The following is an 18,662-nucleotide window of genomic DNA, read 5'->3' on the forward strand; positions in this document are numbered from 1 at the left end:
CGATACCCTGGACACCATGACGTCGCACCAGAGCACCCAGACGATGAAGCCCGCGACCGCGGCGAAGAAGCTGGGTGTGTACCTCGAGGCCACCCCCGCCGAATTCCAGGAGGGTGTCGTCTCACGCGCCGAGCTGAACGCGCTCCAGGCGGACCCGCCCCAGTGGCTGCGGGACCTGCGGCGCAACGGCCCGCACCCCCGCCCGGTGGTCGCGGCCAGGCTGGGCATCTCCATCTCGGGTCTCGCCCGCGGCGGAATCACCGAGCCCCTCACCACGGAGCAGATCAGCGCTCTCCGGGAGGAGCGCCCCGAGTGGCTGGAGCGGGAACGGGCCACACAGGCGGAGGTCCGCAAGGAGGCGGAGCGCATCCAGCAGCGGAACGAGGAGCGCGCGAAGCGCAACGGCTGACCGGCCGATCCCCCCCCCCACCGCGTCTTCTCCTCACCACCGAACTCTCTCGAACGACCCCGAACACCCCCGCACGGGCTTTCCCGTCGGGGGTGTTCTCGTGCGCACGCGACCCCGCGTGACGCGATAACAACGGAACGCGAGCCCGCCCCACCCCTTCCGGCACATAGAAATATCTACGACCATGGCTGCACACCGGGTCGGCGCGCGGACGACCGTGCGGCCGTCGGCCCGTGACCAGCACGCGCCCGCAGCGGCGCAGCCGACCGTGCGCGGGGTGGGACATGCAGAGCGCCAGATGGAAACAAGCCGTCGAATGGCTGGCCGCGGCGGCCAGGGACCCCCGGCAGTGCAAACGGGAATGGGACCACGGCACGGGGACGGCACTGCTCGCCGCAGGGCGGTACTGGGACGTGCTGAGCGTTCCCGACCGGCTCGGCCTGCTCGCCCTGGACCTCCTGTGGAACGATCCTCTGAAGGTGCCCGGACCCACCCTGGTGGATGTCACGGCACGCAGAGTCGGGTTCTTCCTGCCGCCCGACCCGGCCGGCGAGTGGATCGGGTTCGGCGTGCGGCACGTCAGCCGTGGCTCCTGGGTGGCGGTGCCCCCGCCGTACCGCCCCACCGGCCGCCTGGAATGGCTCGTCCCCCCGGACGGCACCGGCACCCTGCACTGCCCCACCACCCTCGAACAGGCCCTGCGCACAGCCACCGGCACCCTCGCCGTCCTGACCCCGCCCGGCCCGGAACCGGCGGAGCCGGGCGGCTGGTGAGTGCCTCGTCGAGGCGACCTTCCTCTACGGGCGAAGCGGCCGCAGTACTCCCAGGCGCTGCAGCTCCACGATGTGCTCCGCCGCCCGCTGCGGTGCTTCGCCACCGGTGACCAGAACTCCCGCTTCCATGTTGCGATGTGCCGCGGACTCGGTCAGGTTCGCACTGCCCAGCAAGAGCGTGCGGCGGTCGGCGACCGCGAGTTTGGCGTGCTGTCGTGAGTGGGTCCGGGCGGGATCACGTGCCCAGTGCCAGAGGCGCAGGGCGGGAACCGACTCGAACGCGGTGGCAGGTTCTCGGCCCGAGAGTAATCCCCTGGCACCGGCCAGCGTCTCGACCACCACGTGCGTCCGCACCCCCCGCTCCGCGGCCGCCACGAGAGCCCGGGTCAGTGCTGGATACGAACGGGCCGCATACGTCATGGCCAGCAGTTCGGCACGAGCGTCATTGATGACCTCGACCAGCACCTGGGCTGTTGCCCTCACCGGTACAGCAGAAGTCGAAGGACCGCTCCACACGGTACGAACCTGCACCCTGTCCCGGGCCTGCGTCATCGCGGCGACATATCCGCGCACGTAGGCGGCTGCCTCCTCGAAGGTGACCGACTCCGTCTCCATCGCGTCGTACAGCTCTGTGACGGCCGCGCCGACTCCGGGAGTCGCCAGTTCGATCAGTGATCGTTCCCTGCTGCGTCGTTGCGCCAGCAGACCGGCAAGATCCTTCGCACGGGGCAGGCCAAGGACGGCAACGGCGGCCCCGGCCGCGGCCTCGAATCCACTTCGGCTCACGGCAGCAGGCCGACCGGTGTCAGTACGTGCTCCTTGTCACCCGACAGCGGGACGAGGAAACGCCGGTCCAGGAACCGGTTGCCGCGCTCGCATGTGGTCTCGGAGACGAAGAGACAGACGTGGCAGGCCGCTCCGTGCAGGTAGTCACCCGGGTCGTGGGGGAGACGTTCGGAGCAGAGCGGATCGGCCGAGCAGTGACCGGCGTCGGCCAGGGCCCGGCGGACGATCCGGCCGAACTCTCGCTCCTCGGCGAGGGAGACCAGGCCGCCGAGGGTGCCCTCGGAGTCGGGGACGGCTGTGTAGATCAGAATTCCCGTGTTCGGGTCCTGTTCGTCGCCGGCGTAGATCCGCTCGGCCAGCGAGGCCGAGCTGTAACCGCATTCCAGGGCGATGGTGCGGATCAGCAGGTGGGAAAGAGTGTGCAGGGCGATGTAGCGAGCACCGGGCCAGCCGTGGAGCGGGTCGAAGTCGCTGGTCTTGCGGTCCGACCTCCGGTTGGTGCGGAAGCGGCCGTAGGCTTCCCTGTGCGCCTCCATCTGCGGCGACTTCTCCATGCGGGCCGCCCACTCCGTCATGAGGTCGTCCCGCACCCGCAGGAAGATGCCCTCTCCGCGGACCTCGCTGGCCGGCACCCAGTTCTGCGTGCCCCGGGACAGGTCGACCCGGGTCGCGATCTCCGGTGATTCGGGATCAGGGGCGTCGAGCCGGGTGAAACCGATCAGGGCACGTGCCTCGCGCAGCCGCTCGACCTGACGGATGTCCGAGAAGAGTTCGGCCAGCGGGGCGGGAACGGACACGGGCCTGAGGGCGAAGTCGTCGCTGGGCGGGGGTACCGGGCCGGAGAGTGCGTCCCATTCGGGGCGGAAAAGGCCGGCCTGGACGTCGGGGGCCGACGGGGCCGCTCCGTCGGTTCCCTGCTTACGGGCCATGACCACCGCGAGGACGGCGTCCGCGTCGAACTCCTTGAGGAAGCCGAACTGCGGCAGCCGCGCCATGAAGGCAAGCTCGCTCCGGTCCTCGACCTTCTCCAGTTCCGGCCAGTGGTCGTCGAGCGGTTTGTCGATGTCGCCTCCCTGTCCCTTGGGCAGCGCGAGCGCGCTGAGGGTGAGGGGGAAAACCACTGGTTGGAGGCGCCGGCGACCATCAGGACCGGGTCCTGGTCGCAGCCGTTCGTCTCATAGGTACCCAGGTGCGGATGGCGGCCGCGGCAGTGGGGCAGGTGGCGTCGCCCGCGTTCCCCCATCGCCTCTCGGGTGTTGCGCTTCGCACCGCAGGCGACGCACTCGATGGTGACGTTGGCTGCCTGGTTGCCGCCGTGGTCCTTCATGCGCAGCTTGGGCCTCGGGATCTTGGCGCAGGGCTGCCCGTGGTGGACGTACGCGGTGTACGGGAACTCGTCGAGATGGACGCCGAGGCCGCCGCTGCGGGAGGCCCCTTTCCCTGTTCGGCGCCCCGTGAGCGTCAGACCCGGATCTCCCGAACGACGACCTCGTGACTTCTGCCCTGCGAAGCGTCGTACGTGATCTTCCGCCCCGCGGGCTGCCAGATCAGCGCGTGTCCCAGCGGTGACGACGGGGAAATGGTCTCGGCGTCCTCGGTGGGCAGTTCGGCGATGGTGTAAAGGGTCTCGTCGTCAACCTGTCCGTCGAACTCGAGGACTAGCAGCGCACCGGGGTGCACCGCCTTCGGCGTCCCCTCCTCCTGGCCGACGCGCACGCCGTCGAGGAAGGTCCGCAGGAAGCCGAGCCGATTCGTGCGGCGCTCTCGCTGATCGGCCTGCGTCTTCCTGAGGAAGACGAGGTTCGCCGCGTCCGCATCGACAGGCGTCTCGTCCGGGGTGTCGATGGCGGCCTGCAGCTCCTGCATCTCGCGCACCAGCCGCTGGAAGGCGGCAGCGGGTATCTCCCGGACGGGGAGGGAACCCTGTGCGAGGGGGGCCACCGGACGAGGCACGGGCTCCGTGGCAGCTTCTCCGGCAGGGGCCGGCCGGGACACACGCGGAGCCTCGGGCAGGGCGGCGTAGGCCATCGCTGCCTCCGGCACCACATCGAGCGCCGGGCCCGGGCCGTGCCGGCCGTCGTCTTCCCGCTGCTCCCCCACCCCGTCGTCCTCGTTCGGACCGTCGGCCGGCACGGCCTGGGCGTCCACCGCGTCGGCAGGAGAGCCGGGCCCCTCCGGCTCTGCCGGCAGCGGCTCGATGCCCAGCCGTTCCAGCTCCGCCCAGAGCGGGGCGAGAGCCTGCTCGCGGTCGAGGTGGAAACGGCTGCCGCGGATCCGGACGAAGGTCCAGTCGACGCGTTCCAGGTCCCGCTGGCGGGCGGCGGCGGTGGACGCGTCCTCGCCGTCGGCGAAGGCGTCGCCGTCGCAGGCGACCGCCAGTCTGCGCGTACCGCCCTCGACGACCAGGTCGATGCTGTGGCGGCCGACGCGGTAGCCGGGCCGCACGCGGTGGCCGCGGTCCGTCAGCTCCAGGTACACCTTCTGCTGGAAGAGGCTGTCGAACGCCTCGTGGCGCACGTCGGGCCGTACCTCGCCCTCGACCGCGACGGTGTCCTCCTCCGCGGGCCGGGTGAGGTGGTCGAGCCACCGCCGGCGCAGGTCGTTCTCGTGGAACTGCTCCGGGCGAGCGCTGTGGAACACCCACACCTGGTCCTGGGCACGGGAGGCCGCCACGTTGAGCCGCTGCTCGTACGTCTTGCCGTTGAAGCCGCCCGGTACGGTCCCGGCGGCGGTGGCGGCCGAGTTGACACAGGAGACGAACATGACGTGCCGCTCGTCGCCCTGGAAGTCCTCGGCGTCGCCGACCCGGATACGCCTCTCCTCACGCTGGTCGTAGTCGAGGCGTTCGGCGAGCAGGTTCTCCAGTTCCGTCAGGTGACCCTTGGCACCACGAAGGCTGATGACGCCCATGGTCTTCCCCTCGTACGCGGGGTCGGCGCAGCAGCGCACGACCGCGTCGACGAGGGCCTCGGCCTCGGCGGTGTTGACCAGCCGGTCGTTGCCGCCGACGGCTTCACCGTCCTCGACGTACACGGTGCGGACCGGAGACAGCCGGTCGGCGCCGTACTGCCGCAGCGGCAGGAGCCGACGGTTGTAACAGAGGTCGTTGGAGAAGGAGATGATCTCCGGCATGCACCGGAAGTGCTCCTTCAGCATGAGCGTGCCGCGGCCCGCGGAGAGCGCTTCGGTGAGGTCGAAGAAGCTGGAATCGGGACCGAAGAGACTGCGGACGTCCGGCTCGAGCGCGGTGAGCAGCCGGTCCCTCAGGTGGAAGTACTCGTCCTGTTTGAGGCCGACGTTGGAGGGGCTGACCTGCTTGCTGTCGCCGACGATCACCATCCGGTCGGCGAGCCAGCTCAGCAGCATGGCCTCGAGTCCGGACTGGCTGGCCTCGTCGACGATGACGACGTCGAACATACCGGGCCTGTCCATGGGCACGGTCTCCGCCACCTGGTGCAGCGGCATGATCCAGGCCGGCACCGCCGTCTGCGCCTTGCGCAGTGCCGCCTGGGCGTCGCGCCGGTAGCGGTGCTGGTACTTGCCCTTGATGCGGCGGGCGGCCTGCTGGTATGCGCTGAGGGCGCGGGACTGGTCGCCGGTGAGCAGTCCGAGGCAGCGGTGCCAGGCGCGGGCTGCGGCGAGCCGGGCGAGCATGATGCGTGCCTCGTCGTCGGCCTCCGTCAGCCGTCGCCGCAGCGCGCGTTCGGCCTCCGGGTCGGTCAGCCGCTCCATCCGCTCGCGCCACGCCGACCAGGCCCAGGCCTCGGCGAGCAGCGGCAGCCGGACGTCCCACGCGGTGTCCTCCGGGAAGCCGGTGATGCGCTCGGCGAGCGAGGGGAACGCCTCCCGCACGCGGGTGAGTGCGGCGTGCTGCTCGGCACGCATCCGGGCGGCCTCCCGGACCTCGGCGATCTCTTCGCTGAACTCCCGGTAGTCCTGCGGGTCCTGGGCCCGCACGGCGTCGAGGGCGCGGGTGACGGCGGGGGCTACGCCGGGCCGGTCGCTCCAGGTGCGCAGCAGTTCCTCGGCGCCGACGATCACCTTGCGCGACCGTTCGGCGGCACGCAGCGTGGTCGCCGCGCGCAACAGGGCGCGTACGGCGTTCTCGACCGAGGTGTCGTGCCAGGTGGCGACGGCGAGTTCGGGCGAGGTGGCGGCTGCGGTGAGCACGTCGGTGCGGGCGGCGGCGACGGTGAGCAGTGCCTGCAGTATCTCGGCGTCCTGCCGCAGGCGTGCCAGTCGCGGACCGTGTCCCTGCCAGGCTCCGGCGGGAGTGCCCCACTCGGCCTCCACCTGGGCCAGGCGCAGCTCGAGCTGGACACGCGCCACGACGACCGCCGCCGTGGCGGGGTCCTCGGGGGTCCGCCCGTCGACCCGCACGGCCTGCACGAACGCGCCGACGGCCTTGGCCAGCTTCGAGCGTGTGCCGAGCGGTCCGCGCAGCTTCTGCCCCTGGACTAGCCCGTCGTGCAGGGTGGTGGCCTGGCCGAGCGCGGTGGCCGGATCGTACTGCTCCAGGCCGCTGACCATCGCGGTGCCCAGCGTGGCGAGCGAGGCCTCGAGGGCGGTGAGGGCGTCGGTGACGGCGGCGTGCCGGCTGCGTGCCTGCCAGTCCTGCCCTGCGGTCACCTCCCCGAGGAGGGCCCCGGCCCACTCGTCGGCGGCGGCCGCCAGGGACGCGGCCCGCGCCCTGGCGGCGGAGAACGCGTCGAGGGCCGTCGTCAGGCGCTGCTGTTCGGCCTCGCTCAGTCCGCGCACTGCCGTGTCGTACTGCCGGCTCAGCGGGTCCTGGCGCACCGCCTCGTGTGCCTCCTCGGCGGAGTGCACCACCGTCACGGCTTCCTCGAAGGCACCGGGGGTGGGCAGTTCGGAGGGACCGGGCACCTCGGCCGCCAGGGCGCGGTGGTGCGGGGTGAAGGCGCGGGTGGTGTGCAACAGCCTCAGCGCGTCGTCGGCGGTGAGGGAGGGCTGTTCTCGGGGAACCTGCCCGAGCCAGTCGTACCGTTCCGTCTCGGCGGTGAGGCGCTCGGCGATCTCCTACAGGCTGCCGGCATAGTCGCCGATCTCCTCCTCGAAGCGGTGTGTCTCCTGCTCGCGCAGTACGGCGAGATCGCGCAGCATGGTCTGCTGGGCCGACCGGGCGGTGGCGAGCCGTGCCTGGAGCGTGCGGATGTCCCTCTGCGAGGCGTTGGGGTCGTAACCGGCGTACTCGCTGAGGATCCTCTGTACCGACGCCTCGAGCTCCCGCTGGGCGGCCGCGCCGTCCTCGGTGCGGCTCACACACAGGTCGCGGATGCTCTCGGGCAACTTGTCCCGCAGGACGCGCAGGGCGCGCGGGGTGTGGCTGGTGATGAGGACGCGCTTGCCCTGGGCGAGCAGGTCCGTGACGAGGTTGGCGATGGTGTGCGTCTTGCCGGTGCCGGGCGGGCCCTGCACCACGACGAGCCGGTTGGCGCGCAGACGCTCGGCGATGGTGCGCTGCTCCTCGTTGGCGGGCAGCGCGAAGTACATCTCGCCTGCACCGGCGTCCGCGCCGTCGTCCTCGGCCGCCGCGAGGTCGGCGGCGGTCAGCGCCCCGTCGCGGCCCGCGATGTAGCCGAGCAGCTCGGTGGACGGTGTGCCGGCGTCGATCTGACGCGCGATGGCCTTGAGGGCGTCCATCGTCGACCGGCGGTTGCGCTCCCGCAGGACGAGCGCGGGGGTGAGTCCCACCTGGGGCACGTCCAGCGTGCGCGGCCGGGCGCGTTCCACGGTCGGCGAGTAACTGCCCGCGCTGTGCGTCGCGTTGACCCAGCTGCGCAGTGCGGTGTGCACGGCGTCGAGGTGTGCGGGGTCGGTGACGTCGGAGGCCCCCTCGAGTGTGCCGACGATCTGCTCGCGCACCGCGCCGGGCACGTGCTGGGCGCCTTCCAGCATGCCCTCTTCCAGTTCCAGGCCCACTCCGCTCGGGTCGGGGGCGGCCGTGAGGGTGCCGGTGGCCGGGTCGAGGCGGAGGGTGGCACGGTGGGTGACGAGGTGGCGCTCTACACGCTGGCCACTGGTCGTCTGCCAGGTCAGCCGGCCGAGCCCGAGGACGAGTTCGTAGGCCTCGCCGAGGTTGGCGGCGTCCTCGTGCATCTTGTGCAGGCGGTCGTACAGCTTGACGACGGGGTCGATGGCGCGCCGCCGCTCGGCCCAGGCCAGCCACTCCTGTTCCCAGGCGGCGTACAGCTTCTCGATCTTCTCCCGCTTCGGGTGGTCGTCGAGTTCGTGGTACGCCTTGTCGAGAGGGATGCCCCGGGACCAGTCCGGGAATTCCGGCTCGATCCGGCGGCGCAGGTGCGGGGCACGGGTCTGCTTGAAGTCGCGGATGCGGGTCTCGCCGATCCAGGGCGCGAGCAGGGGCTTGGGCTGCGGGGCGTCCTCGCGTTCGGGGCGCTCGAGGGTCAGCCAGGCCGGTTCGTCGCCGAGGTCGAGGACCCCGTCGAGCATCACCGTGACCTCGGGGGCGTCCGGCAGTTCCTCGAACCACACGGTGCCGGCGGCGCCGTCGAGCGTGCGGACGGGCCGCGCCTTGGACTCCTCAGCCTCGGCGAGGAACCGGAAGATCTGACGGACTCGGGTGGCGTCGAGTTCGCCGGAGGAGGGGTCCTGGGCCCGGGGGGCGGGCCCGGTCGGCGCCTCCGCGCCCGTCGGTGGCGTCACGAGGGGCGTGGTCAGGCGAGGGTCCGCGCCCTTCGGCCGCGGCGGTACGGCCCCGAGCGCGGTACGAGCCGCCTCGCGACTCCCTTTCCGGGCAACCGGGCCACCGTCGCCGTCTCTGTCCGCCGGGTCGTGGTCCGGGTCGACGTCGGCGCCGGTGAACAGGGACGGCTGCTGCTCGCCGGACAGCGGCGCCTGGTCCGGCAGCCGTCCCGCCGGTGCGGGTGTGGGCGCCGTGGCCCTCACCGTGGTGAAGGTGACGCTCTCGCGCTTGTGGTCGTACGGGAACCGCACCTCGATGTCCAGTTCCGCGGCGGTTCCCGCCGGAATGCTGTAGGCCCAGGTCGCGGACATGCGGCGCCCCTTGCGCAGGGTGCCTTCGAGCCCGTCGTCGAGCAGCTCGGTCCGGTAGTCCTCCACCTGGCGCCCCGTCTTGCCGTAGGGCCCGCCGCGCACCAGCAGGGTGATGCCCTCCACGTCGACGGGGCGGGCCGTGCCGTTGGAGAGGTACAGAGTGCACCGGACGAGGTCGTCACCCTGGCGGTACCCGTGGGAGTCCTCGGGATCGACCAGCTCGTACGGCACGACGTCGTCCACCCGCACATGCAACCCGTCGTCGTACTGATAGACGGATCCGACCGGCCACACACCGTCACCCAGGCCGAACTCACCCTGGCTCACACGCCACCCCACTGCTGTTCACGACCACACGTGTGGCCCTTGGTGTCATCCCGCCCCGGTCAACCCGAGTACGCACACGGCGCCCCCAGCGCCTTGACTTGAGTGTGAACTGAGCACACGGACAGAGCGTAGCAGCAGCCCCCGCGAGGGCCGCCACACCGAGAACATCGCCCCGATAAGCCACCGAACCGCCCAGAAGATCGACTTCAGGCCCTGCCGCACCCCATGAAATCGCGCCGACGTCCACGAAACAAGCAATTGCAGCTATTGACTCTGTTCACATGAATCCATCAAGATGCTCTTGGAATCACTCGGAACACCTCCAGCCGCCCAGCAGAGAGGCCCACGCGCCATGCAGATGGAAGTGCTTGACGTCAGTCCGGAGCTGGCAGCGGAATGGCTCACCCACAACACCAGCAACCGACCGCTCAGCAAGGCCGCGGTACAGCAGCTGGCCGGTCGAATCCAGCGCGGCGAGTGGCAGTTGACGCATCAGGGCATCGCCTTCGACGAGGACGGCGTACTCATCGACGGCCAGCACCGCCTCGCGGCGATCGCCAAGGCGGGAATCACCGTGCCCCTGACCGTCACCCACGGCGTCCCGCGCACCGCGTTCACCGTGATGGACACCGGACGCAAGCGCACCGGCCGGGACACGCTCACCCTCGCGGGCGAGGCCAACGCCACGCACCTGGCGGCGGCCCTGCGCGGCCTGCACCTCTACCTGAACGCGCCCAACTCGTCGTGGAGCGGCGGCTCATCGGTCACCAGCAACGATCAGCTGCTGACCATGCTCGACAAGCACCCCGGCATCCGTGACGCGCTTCATCCCGGCATCGCGCTCAACCGCGCCTGCCGCATCACCGTCACAGCGGCGACCATCGGCTGGTACATCACCAGCGAGGCGCGACCCGACATCGATCAGACCGACTGGAGGGAAGGGGTCGTGACCGGCGCTCGACTGGAACCGGGCGACCCTCGCCTCACGTTGCGCAACACCATGCTCAGCCTGGCCGCGGGCCGGACTCACCGTCGCCGCGACGACTCGCGCGAGCATCTTCTCTACTACCTCAAGTCCTGGAACGCATGGCACGAGGGCCGCAGCATGAAGCTCCTGCGCCGCTCCCCCAACGAGACGATGCCCAAAATCTCGGGGCACCCGGCAAGCATCCGGTCAGACGCCGGCGTCTGACATCGCCGCCCTCGGGATTCACCGCTCTACAGTCAAGGAGGAGCGCCGTGTACCTGTGCCCCCATTGCGCTCAGCCCGTAGCACTTACCGGTCAGGGCCGAGTGGCACCGCACCGCCTGACCGCGTACAGCACGCTCGGTTGCAGAGGAGAAGGCCGAGAACCTCTACGCTCCACGCAGAAGACAAGCACCGGCACCGAGCCTCCGGAGCAACGACCCGAGCCAGCCAAAGACCTTCCCGTCCCTGCTTGGCTACCCCCCTGGGAGCAGAGGCACTTGGCCTCAGTAGCGCTCCCCGCCTCGGGGCCTGTTCGCCTCTGGTTGCCCTACACCACTTCCTTGGCACACATCACCGCGATCAACACCATGATGACGACCGCCACTCGTCCGATATGGGACCCGCATCGCGGGTGTTGGACGGTACCGAAGGGGCACTTCCTGATGCTTGCCGGCAAGCTCCTGGGGCGCTACCGGCATCTGGCACTCGGCCGCGAGTACAGCCCGCGCGAGAGGTGCAACGCCCGCTGCAAGAACGCCCGCGGACCGTACTGCACTTGTTCGTGCCGGGCGAAATACCACGGACGTGGGCGGTGGATGAAGGACTTCGTGACGGTCGCCGAGTTCGGTAGCACCTACGAACGCGAATCGTGGCACTGGCGCGTTGTCACCTCAGCCCGCTGAGCACGGTTCGGACCGAAGGCCCGCTCGGGGAACAGACGTTCTTCGACGCCAGTTCCGCCTCGTCCGGACCCCGACGGGCTGGACCGTCCCGTCGGCAGGAACGGGGCGTCTTGCGCCAGGGACACTCCTCCTGGCGCGAGCGGCTCCCTCAAGACGCGTGCGGACCGGCCCTTGCCGGGGTCCGGCCCACACTCCCGGGTGTCCACTCGGCATTCATCTCCACCCAGGTCGCAAGCTCGCCAGCGTCAGCAGCTCTCGCCGAACTTGACGGCTCCGATCGTCACCGGCTGCCCGTCGAGCTGCGCCCCGGCCGCCGGATCGGTCGAGCAGACCTGCCAGTTCGACTCGATGAGCACCATCCTGTCCTGGCCGGACGCGTCGTCGACCGTGATGCTGGTGGAACCGTCGAGCGCCTGGCGGGCGACCTTGACGGACTTCCCCACGAAGTTCGGCATGGCGGAGTCGGCCTTCTCGGGTTCGCTCTGGTCGCCGCCCGCGGGGCAGGTCTCCTCGAGCTTGACGGTGCCGAAGTCGACCTTCGTGTCCGTCGCGTGCGTGCCGGGCGCCGGCGTCTGGGAGCAGACCTTCCAGCCCCGGTCGAGGATCTGGTTGCGGCCCCGGCCGAGCGCGTCGTGCGACGTGAGGTGGTAGAAGCCGGCGGCCTGCGACTCGTCCTGGGCGCTCTGCAGCCCCTTGCCGACCATGTCCGGCAGCGTCGCGGTGGTCTCGGCGGTGGCCGAGGGCTCCCGGGTCACCTCATCGGCACTGGTGGCCGACGCCTTGGGGGCGGGGTCCGTGGGCTTGGCGTCCGTGCCGGTCTCGGTGGCCGGGCCGCAGGCGGTGAGCGTGGCGAGCAACAGCACGGCGGCTGTCGAGATGCGGGTGATGCGCATGGTGAACCCCAAGAACGTTGCAGATGAGGATGGCCCGTCGTGCGGATACGGGCGTGGCTCGCTCCTCCCGGTCGAGCCCGACAAGATGCTCGACCGGCGGCGAATCAGACCTCGCTCGGCGGAACTTGTCCGGATCAGTATGCAGTTCGTGGACAGAGTTCACAACCCGATGCCAAAAATCTGATGTGCACCTATGCCGATTTTCGTGCAGGGCATCTAGTAGGGCTTCGTTAGGTCCTGTGGTGTGGTTCCGGGGTCGGTGCGGGTTGGCCGCATATCGAGCAGGCGCCGGTCCAGGTGGCCAGGAGGGCCTGGAGTGCGCGGAGGACCGCGTAGAGGGTCAGGCCGGCGCAGGGACTTTTGGGTCGAGCCGCAGCAGGGTGCAGAAGGCCTGGGCGAGGGAGGCAAGGGTGACGTGCCGGTGCCAGCCGGGATAGTTGCGGCCCTCGAAGTGATCCAGGCCCAGGCCGTCCTTGAGCTCGCGGTAGTCGTGCTCGACTCTCCAGCGGATCTTGGCGGTGCGGACCAGGTCGCGCAGCGGGGTGTCGGCGGGCAGCGTCGAGAGCCAGTAGTCGGTGGGCTCCGCGGCACCGGGCGGCCACTCGGCCAGCAGCCAGCACTCGGGCAGCGAGCCGTCGGCGGCTCGGCGGATGGTGCGGTTGGCCGGGCGGACCCGCAGCGCCAAAAAGCGCGAGCGCATCGCGGCGCGGGGGTTGCCCCTGGTGGCCTTGCTGCCCCGGCGCCAGGTCACCGTCCGCGCCACCGACCTTCCTGCATCCAGGGCGAGTTGACGCAGAGTGGTGTGCGGCTGCGGGTAGGCCGGGACGGGCGGGCGCCCTCGGCCTGCGTAGGGCGGGCGCTGGGGGACCGCGTCGCCCGGGTAAGCGGTGGTGGTGCCCTTGACCGCGACCGCATAGGTCAGACCGCGCTCGGTCAGGCCCTCGCGAAAGCCGGTGGCGTCGCCGTAGCCGGCGTCGGCGACCACCGGCAGATCGGGCAGTTCCCAGTCCTGGCGGGCCTCGTCGAGCATGTCCAGGGCCAGGCGCCACTTCTCCCGGTGCCGCTCGGCCTCGGGAATGCCGGCTCGCTGCCTGCGGCGGCGGATCGCCTCGGCCAGCAGCTTGTCGTCGCCGACCGTGGCATCGTCCCAGCTGTCGGGCATGAACAGGCGCCAGTCGACAGCCGAGGAGGCACGGTCGGACACCAGGTTGACACTCACGCCGATCTGGCAGTTGCCACGCTTGCCCAAGGCGCCGCAGTACATCCGCGCCACCCCCGGGGAGTCGTAGCCGTCCTTGGGGAAGCCCACGTCGTCGATGGCGTACGCCTCCGGGCCGATGTGGGCGGCGGCCCAACGGGCCAGCCGCTCCCGGACCGTGGTCCAGTCCCAGGTGGAGGAGGACACGAACTGCTGGAGCTGCTGGTGGTCCACCCCCAGGCGCTCGGCCATCGGCTGCATGGACTTGCGCTTGCCGTCCAGCATCAGTCCGCGCAGGTACAACTCGCCCTTGGCCCGCTGATCCCGGCGCGGCAGCGAATCCAGCATCTGGGCGGCGAACGCCTCCAGACGCGGGCGGACCGTCTCCATCTCCTCAGGTGTCACCCTGGCAGAAGACCACACCTCACCCGGTGCTCAGCGGTTGGGGTACCTAACAAAGCCCTACTAGGCTCTGAGTCGACTCGCGAACGAGCGGCCGGGGTGGGGAGAAAACGATGAAGAAGGACACGCTGGAGTACGAGCAGGCACTGGACGCCGTGGTCGAGATCCTGCGGGACCGGGCACGTGCGGGTGCGGCACCGCTGTCGTACGGCGATCTCAGCACGGAGTTGACCCGGCGTGGTCATCACGTCCCGGCCCACGAGGGACCCATGCCCCATCTGCTCGAGGACGCCTCCGCCCAGGAGAGCCCGGACGGATCGCTGCCGCTGCTCTCCGCCCTCGTGGTCCTGCAAGAGACCGGCCGACCGTCCGGAGGCTTCTTCAAACTGGCCCGGCGTGCACCGTACAAGCGGCCGGGCGACGACATGGAGCTATGGGTCGAGGAGATCAAGCAGCTCGCAAGGCACTACGCCGACCACTGAGAACCCGCCCGCGGCGGGCGGGAATGTACCGCCGTAGAACGGCATAAAGGAACAATCTGTGAATGAAAAAGGCTCCGGTGGAAGAGTCCAGCCGGCTCGTCCCGGCGACCCCTCCCGTATAGGCCCGTACCGGATCGTCGGCCGTCTCGGCGCAGGGGGCATGGGGACCGTCCATGCCGGTGTCGGCTCCGACGGAACACTCGTCGCGGTGAAGGTGGTTCATCCGGAGCAGGCCCAGGAGCCGGATTTCAGGGCCCGATTCAAGCGTGAGGTCGAGCTGTCCTCCCGCGTCACCGGCCCGTACCTGGTCCCGCTCATCACCGCCGACCCGGACGCGGAAACCCCGTGGCTGGCCACCGCGTACGTCCCCGGCCTGACGCTGCACCAGCACCTGGTCACCCACGGACCGCTTGCCGGAGGCAGCCTGTACGCACTCGCGGCGGCCACCGCACAGGCACTGGCGGTCATCCATGCCGCGGGGGTGGTGCACCGCGATGTGAAACCTCAGAACGTCATTCTCACGCCTGGCGGCCCCCGCGTTCTGGACTTCGGTATCGCGCACGCCGCCGACGGCACCAGTGTGACCCGTACCGGCGTCATGACCGGCACCCCCGGCTGGATCAGCCCCGAGCACTACCGCACGGGGACCACCGGCCCCGAGAGCGACATGTTCGCCTGGGGAGCGCTCCTGGCCTACGCGGCCACCGGAAGGCTGCCCTTCGGCGCCGGTGCACCGGACGTGGTCGCGTTCCGCGTGATGTCCGGGAAACCGGACCTGGACGGCGTCCCCGCGCCACTGCGTCAGATCGCGGAGAAGGCGCTGGCCAAGGAGCCGGACGCACGCCCGTCGGCCGCCGAGGCCGCCCAGGCGTGCGCGGAACTGCTGGCCTCCCAGGTCACGCAGGTGGTGCCTGCCGACGCGGGGTCGGCGACGGCCGTGGAGATGGTCACGGCTCTCTGGGACGTACCGGCCGAGGCCGATCCGTCATGGCACGTGCCTCCGGAGCTGCATCGGCCGAAGCAGCGGCTGGTGGGCGCCGTGGTCCTTGTCGCCGCCCTCGTCGGCGGCCTGGCCGGAGGAGCGGCCGCCCTGATGCCCGGCGACGCCGGGAACGGTGAACGAGCCTCCTCCACGGCGCCCTCGGCGTCGCCCCTCGCCTCGGCCGGGTCCGCGCGGCCGTCCGCGAACACTGCGAAGGACGACACGGCGGAAGAGGAACAGCAGGCCGCGGGCAAGGACTCGACGGATGCGGAAGGCTGGCGGCAGGCGCGTACGGCTCGGGGCGAGGGTGAGCACGACGTGGCGCGTGCGATGCTGCACGACATGGGCGTCCTCTCCCGGGACCTCGAACCGACCGAACTCTCCTTGGGGGCGGTGAGGTTCCACGAGTCACGGGGGGAGGTCTACTTCTCGTATCAACTGGACTCCGAGAACGAGCACGGGATCGTGTCCGCGGAGACGGAGATCGCCAGGTCCATGTGCCTGACGTTGAGGGACGTCGTCCTCCGCCTTCACCCGGAGCTGCCCTACCGCACGTACGTCACGGTGAGGGAGGAGAAGGGCCGTGACCCGCAGGTGACGTGGCGGGAGGAGTTCGTCGCCGACACGCAGTGTCGATCGGCCCTCGAGGACGGCACCGATGCGGCCTACAGCACCGGACAGGACTGGGAACCGGACGAGAACGGTCTCGGGGAGGCGATGATCCCCAGCACCGACGGCGCCGAGATCCGGGTCGCGGACCGCGCCGCCAAGGAGATCATCGAGCGGACCAACGTGATGCGCGGGACGCTCGGCACGGATCAGGTGCTCGGCAACGAGGAGCTCAAGGTGGGCTTCGACCCGGCGAATTCGGCCATGTACGTCTGGTCGGATTACCTGATGTGGAATCAGGACCAGGTCGAGACCTGGGCGGACATGGCCGCGGGCGAGGCATGCCGGGCCCTCGTGAACCAACGGCAGAGCGCGGGCGCCGGCTGGCCGTACACCCGTTACGCCGTGGCGGAGATCGGAGGCTCGGGGTACCTGATGATCCGTTGGGGCATGGCCACAACGGAGGCGGACTGCCCTGTCTGAGCGCGGAACGACCGCCCCGGTTGTCCGGCGGTTCTTCCGAGCAGGCCTGCCACAAGTCGTTTCCCCGCCACTCGTGGCAGGCAATCACCCGCTGCCGAGCTCTTGTGTGCGTGCCAGTACGCCTTCCGCCAGCCCGCGGAACTCCCGGTAGCAGGTCTGCACGTACTTCTGGGTGCTGCCGAGCGCGCCGTCGGCGGCCTTCAGATCGAACATGGGCTTTCTGGCGTCGTGCGCGAGCGGCATGAGGCCGCGGTAGTTGCGGAGAGTCGCGATGCGGTGCCGGTCGTCGCCGGACACCGGCACTCCCTCCCCCAGCACAGCCGCCGAGTAGACCCACGGGATGCGCTGCAGCCACCGCTCGTAAGCCTTCACCGGTCTGTCGAGCCGCATCTCCGGCTGCATGATCACGTAGCCGAGCGGACGCATCTCCGCACGGGGCGCGGAGAAACCGTCGGGAACACGCGGCAGGACGAGCTGCTGCCAGTCCCTGCGCCAGTGGCGCAGGGTGGGGCCGAGGTTGCTGAGGCCCTTGAGGGAGAAGAGGTCGGCCGCGAGCGGCATGAGCACGTTGTCGGCCGCGATCAGCGCCGCCCGGTTGATCGCCCCGAGGTTGGGTCCGACGTCGATCAGGACGATGTCCGCGCCGACCTCCTCGGCCGCCTGTTCCACGACGCGGTGGAAGGCCGTGGTGGTGCGGATCGCCGCGATGTCGCCGGCGAAGGTCTTGAACCACTCGTTGGAGAGTTTGTCCTCGAAGCGACTGAGGTCGAGGCTTCCGGCCAGCAGCCAGAGACCCGACTGAAGTTCGGCGGGCATGATGGGGGCGACGTCTCCCGTGCCCTCCAGGATGGGACGTACGGCGTCGGCGATCGTCTGCCCGTTGCGCACCCGGCCGGTGCCGGGCAGAGCGGAGGCCACCGCCCCCTGAGCGATCAACTCGGACTCGTTGTCCCAGAGTTCCTCGATCTCGTTCTCGTCCAGGCACATCGAGGTGAGGTTTGCCTGGGGGTCGAGATCGACGGCCAGAACCGTCCGTCCGAGCCTGCGGAACATGTGGGCCAAGTGGTAGGTCAGGGTCGTCTTTCCCACCCCGCCCTTGTTGTTGAAGAGCGCGATCGACGTCCGGTTCACGAGGCCCTCCGAAGAACGACGGCCCACGACGAGTCGTCGACCTGGAACTCGGCGGGAGGGTTCCCGTTGCGGGCGAGCGCCGCCTGGACCCGCCCGATCCCCCGTCCGAACCGGTTCACATAGCCGAGCCCCTTCATCGCTGCCGCGAGGGAAGGGTTGCGGTAGTCGTTCACCCGGTGGAAGTTGTCGTCCCTGACCTGCCCGTAAGGTCCTCCCGGGTTGGTCACCTCGATCCGGTCGTCGAACCAGACGATACGCACGGGGGCGTACGAGGTCTCGTAGTTGCGGTGCATCATGGCGTTCATCGTCACTTCCCGCAACGCCTCCAGCGGATAATCGGGCTGTGGTGTCTCCCGGAACCCCTCCTCCACCAGGCGCGTGCGAAGGTTGCTGCGCAGCAGGGGTTCGAGTCGGGCCGCGACGCCCACGAGGTTCTGGCGCAGCTCCTGGTCGTCAGCGACGGGCGCGTCGAGGTCCACGCCCTGGTACCGGACGAACTGCACGTACGCACCGGGGATGTGGCTGCCGGGGTCGAGTCCGACGGTGAGCAGCCCGAGTGCGGTAGGCCGGCCATCCGGAGTGGTGAGGTGCAGGGACGAGAGCTGCTGGGGCACAGGTCGCCCGTTCTCCTCGATGACCTCGGGTCCGACCATGGAAGGCAGGTAGGCACTCCGGAAGAGTTCCAGGTCCAGGTCGTCGAGCGTCGTACACGGCACGGGCCGGCTGTCGAAGGGGCCGTCTCCCGCCCGGCGGCGTTCCGTGAGGACTCGCTCGTCCTCACGGGTGGCCCTGCGGGTGGTCGGCCCGGGCCGGACCCACACCACTCCGTCGAAGCGCACGGGCAGGGCAGCCGATGCCTCGACATGGATGTGCACCACGGGCTTGCCCCGGTAGACCGCGGCCCGCACGGTGAAGGACGGCCGGTCCAGGATCCTGCCGTCGTCCCGGAGGTCGGTGAGGGCCAGCAGGGCCCGGTCGCTGATATCCACGTCATCGACCGGCGTCCCGTCGTCCGCGACGCCGATGAGGATGTCTCCTCCGCCCTTACCGATGAGATCGTTGGCCATCGCGCAGACGGCATTGCCGATGGCGTCGCCGCGCTTGCCCTCCCTCTTGGCTGTCCGCTTGAACTCGAGGGTCGGGCTCTCACGGGTCCCGAGGAGGTCGGCCAAGTCTGCGTCGTGTGCGTTCACACTAAGTATTGTGCCGGTTGCTCTGCACCGGACAGCCTGGTGGCGGCTCCCTCACTACGGCTGCCGCCTGCCCGGCCCGCGCCTCGG

14 protein-coding genes are annotated in these 18,662 nt (G+C 70.1%); 6 read left to right on the plus strand and 8 right to left on the minus strand.

Features of this window, described 5'->3' with window-relative positions:
- Nucleotides 1–16: 16 nt before the first annotated feature.
- The gene (locus ACVW19_RS04705; protein ID WP_457456836.1) at nt 17–409 is read left to right on the plus strand and encodes a DUF5997 family protein; all 393 of its coding nucleotides are present in this window, start codon (nt 17–19) and stop codon (nt 407–409) included.
- A 284-nt stretch (nt 410–693) separates the two neighbouring features.
- Entirely contained in the window at nt 694–1,182 is a 489-nt protein-coding gene (locus ACVW19_RS04710; RefSeq protein ID WP_457456838.1) for a hypothetical protein, read from the plus strand.
- A 24-nt stretch (nt 1,183–1,206) separates the two neighbouring features.
- On the opposite strand, the gene drmC is transcribed toward ACVW19_RS04710, so the two are convergent.
- The 4 genes from drmC to ACVW19_RS04730 all read right to left on the minus strand — a co-directional run bounded on the left by drmC (nt 1,207) and on the right by ACVW19_RS04730 (nt 9,330).
- On the minus strand, nt 1,207–1,968 hold the full coding sequence (drmC, locus tag ACVW19_RS04715; RefSeq protein WP_457456839.1) for a DISARM system phospholipase D-like protein DrmC: 762 nt from the start codon (nt 1,966–1,968) through the stop codon (nt 1,207–1,209).
- Nucleotides 1,965–3,089, minus strand: a complete 1,125-nt coding sequence (drmB, locus tag ACVW19_RS04720; protein WP_457456841.1) for a DrmB family protein — start codon at nt 3,087–3,089, stop codon at nt 1,965–1,967. The genes drmC and drmB overlap by 4 nt, the downstream gene beginning before the upstream one ends.
- Before the next feature lie 340 nt (nt 3,090–3,429).
- The gene (locus tag ACVW19_RS04725) at nt 3,430–6,903 is read right to left on the minus strand and encodes an AAA domain-containing protein (RefSeq protein WP_457456842.1); all 3,474 of its coding nucleotides are present in this window, start codon (nt 6,901–6,903) and stop codon (nt 3,430–3,432) included.
- 102 nt (nt 6,904–7,005) lie between these two features.
- The gene (locus ACVW19_RS04730; protein WP_457456844.1) at nt 7,006–9,330 is read right to left on the minus strand and encodes an AAA domain-containing protein; all 2,325 of its coding nucleotides are present in this window, start codon (nt 9,328–9,330) and stop codon (nt 7,006–7,008) included.
- A gap of 352 nt (nt 9,331–9,682) precedes the next feature.
- Between ACVW19_RS04730 and ACVW19_RS04735 the strand changes: the two genes are divergently transcribed.
- Complete coding sequence (locus tag ACVW19_RS04735; protein WP_457456846.1) at nt 9,683–10,522, plus strand: hypothetical protein; 840 nt, start codon at nt 9,683–9,685, stop codon at nt 10,520–10,522.
- Between the two features lie 338 nt (nt 10,523–10,860).
- Nucleotides 10,861–11,202, plus strand: a complete 342-nt coding sequence (locus ACVW19_RS04740; RefSeq protein ID WP_457456848.1) for a hypothetical protein — start codon at nt 10,861–10,863, stop codon at nt 11,200–11,202.
- A 245-nt stretch (nt 11,203–11,447) separates the two neighbouring features.
- Here ACVW19_RS04740 and ACVW19_RS04745 read toward each other — a convergent pair whose 3' ends face one another.
- Nucleotides 11,448–12,095 (minus strand): hypothetical protein, encoded by a 648-nt coding sequence (locus tag ACVW19_RS04745; RefSeq protein WP_457456850.1) that lies wholly within the window; start codon nt 12,093–12,095, stop codon nt 11,448–11,450.
- Nucleotides 12,096–12,435: 340 nt separating this feature from the next.
- Complete coding sequence (locus ACVW19_RS04750; RefSeq protein WP_457456852.1) at nt 12,436–13,698, minus strand: IS701 family transposase; 1,263 nt, start codon at nt 13,696–13,698, stop codon at nt 12,436–12,438.
- A gap of 110 nt (nt 13,699–13,808) precedes the next feature.
- Between ACVW19_RS04750 and ACVW19_RS04755 the strand changes: the two genes are divergently transcribed.
- The gene (locus ACVW19_RS04755) at nt 13,809–14,177 is read left to right on the plus strand and encodes a hypothetical protein (protein WP_457456854.1); all 369 of its coding nucleotides are present in this window, start codon (nt 13,809–13,811) and stop codon (nt 14,175–14,177) included.
- Between the two features lie 58 nt (nt 14,178–14,235).
- Nucleotides 14,236–16,251: a serine/threonine-protein kinase gene (locus ACVW19_RS04760; RefSeq protein WP_457456856.1), complete on the plus strand. Its 2,016-nt coding sequence runs from the start codon at nt 14,236–14,238 to the stop codon at nt 16,249–16,251.
- A gap of 84 nt (nt 16,252–16,335) precedes the next feature.
- Here ACVW19_RS04760 and ACVW19_RS04765 read toward each other — a convergent pair whose 3' ends face one another.
- Together ACVW19_RS04765 and ACVW19_RS04770 are read right to left on the minus strand one after the other, a co-directional pair.
- Nucleotides 16,336–17,382: a ParA family protein gene (locus ACVW19_RS04765; RefSeq protein WP_457456858.1), complete on the minus strand. Its 1,047-nt coding sequence runs from the start codon at nt 17,380–17,382 to the stop codon at nt 16,336–16,338.
- Nucleotides 17,379–18,575 carry an ATP-binding protein gene (locus ACVW19_RS04770; protein ID WP_457456861.1) on the minus strand — a complete coding sequence of 399 codons (1,197 nt, stop codon included), beginning with the start codon at nt 18,573–18,575 and terminating at the stop codon, nt 17,379–17,381. Before ACVW19_RS04770 ends, ACVW19_RS04765 begins: the two co-directional genes overlap by 4 nt.
- Nucleotides 18,576–18,662 lie beyond the last annotated feature (87 nt).

The organism is Streptomyces sp. TE5632 (genome assembly GCF_054061295.1).

Coding starts and splice junctions, on each gene's coding strand:
- ACVW19_RS04710 (WP_457456838.1), top strand. CDS start 694: ATGCAGAGCGCCAGATGGAAACAAGCCGTCGAATGGCTGGCCGCGGCG.
- ACVW19_RS04755 (WP_457456854.1), top strand. CDS start 13,809: ATGAAGAAGGACACGCTGGAGTACGAGCAGGCACTGGACGCCGTGGTC.
- ACVW19_RS04745 (WP_457456850.1), bottom strand. CDS start 12,095: ATGCGCATCACCCGCATCTCGACAGCCGCCGTGCTGTTGCTCGCCACG.
- ACVW19_RS04735 (WP_457456846.1), top strand. CDS start 9,683: ATGCAGATGGAAGTGCTTGACGTCAGTCCGGAGCTGGCAGCGGAATGG.
- ACVW19_RS04705 (WP_457456836.1), top strand. CDS start 17: ATGACGTCGCACCAGAGCACCCAGACGATGAAGCCCGCGACCGCGGCG.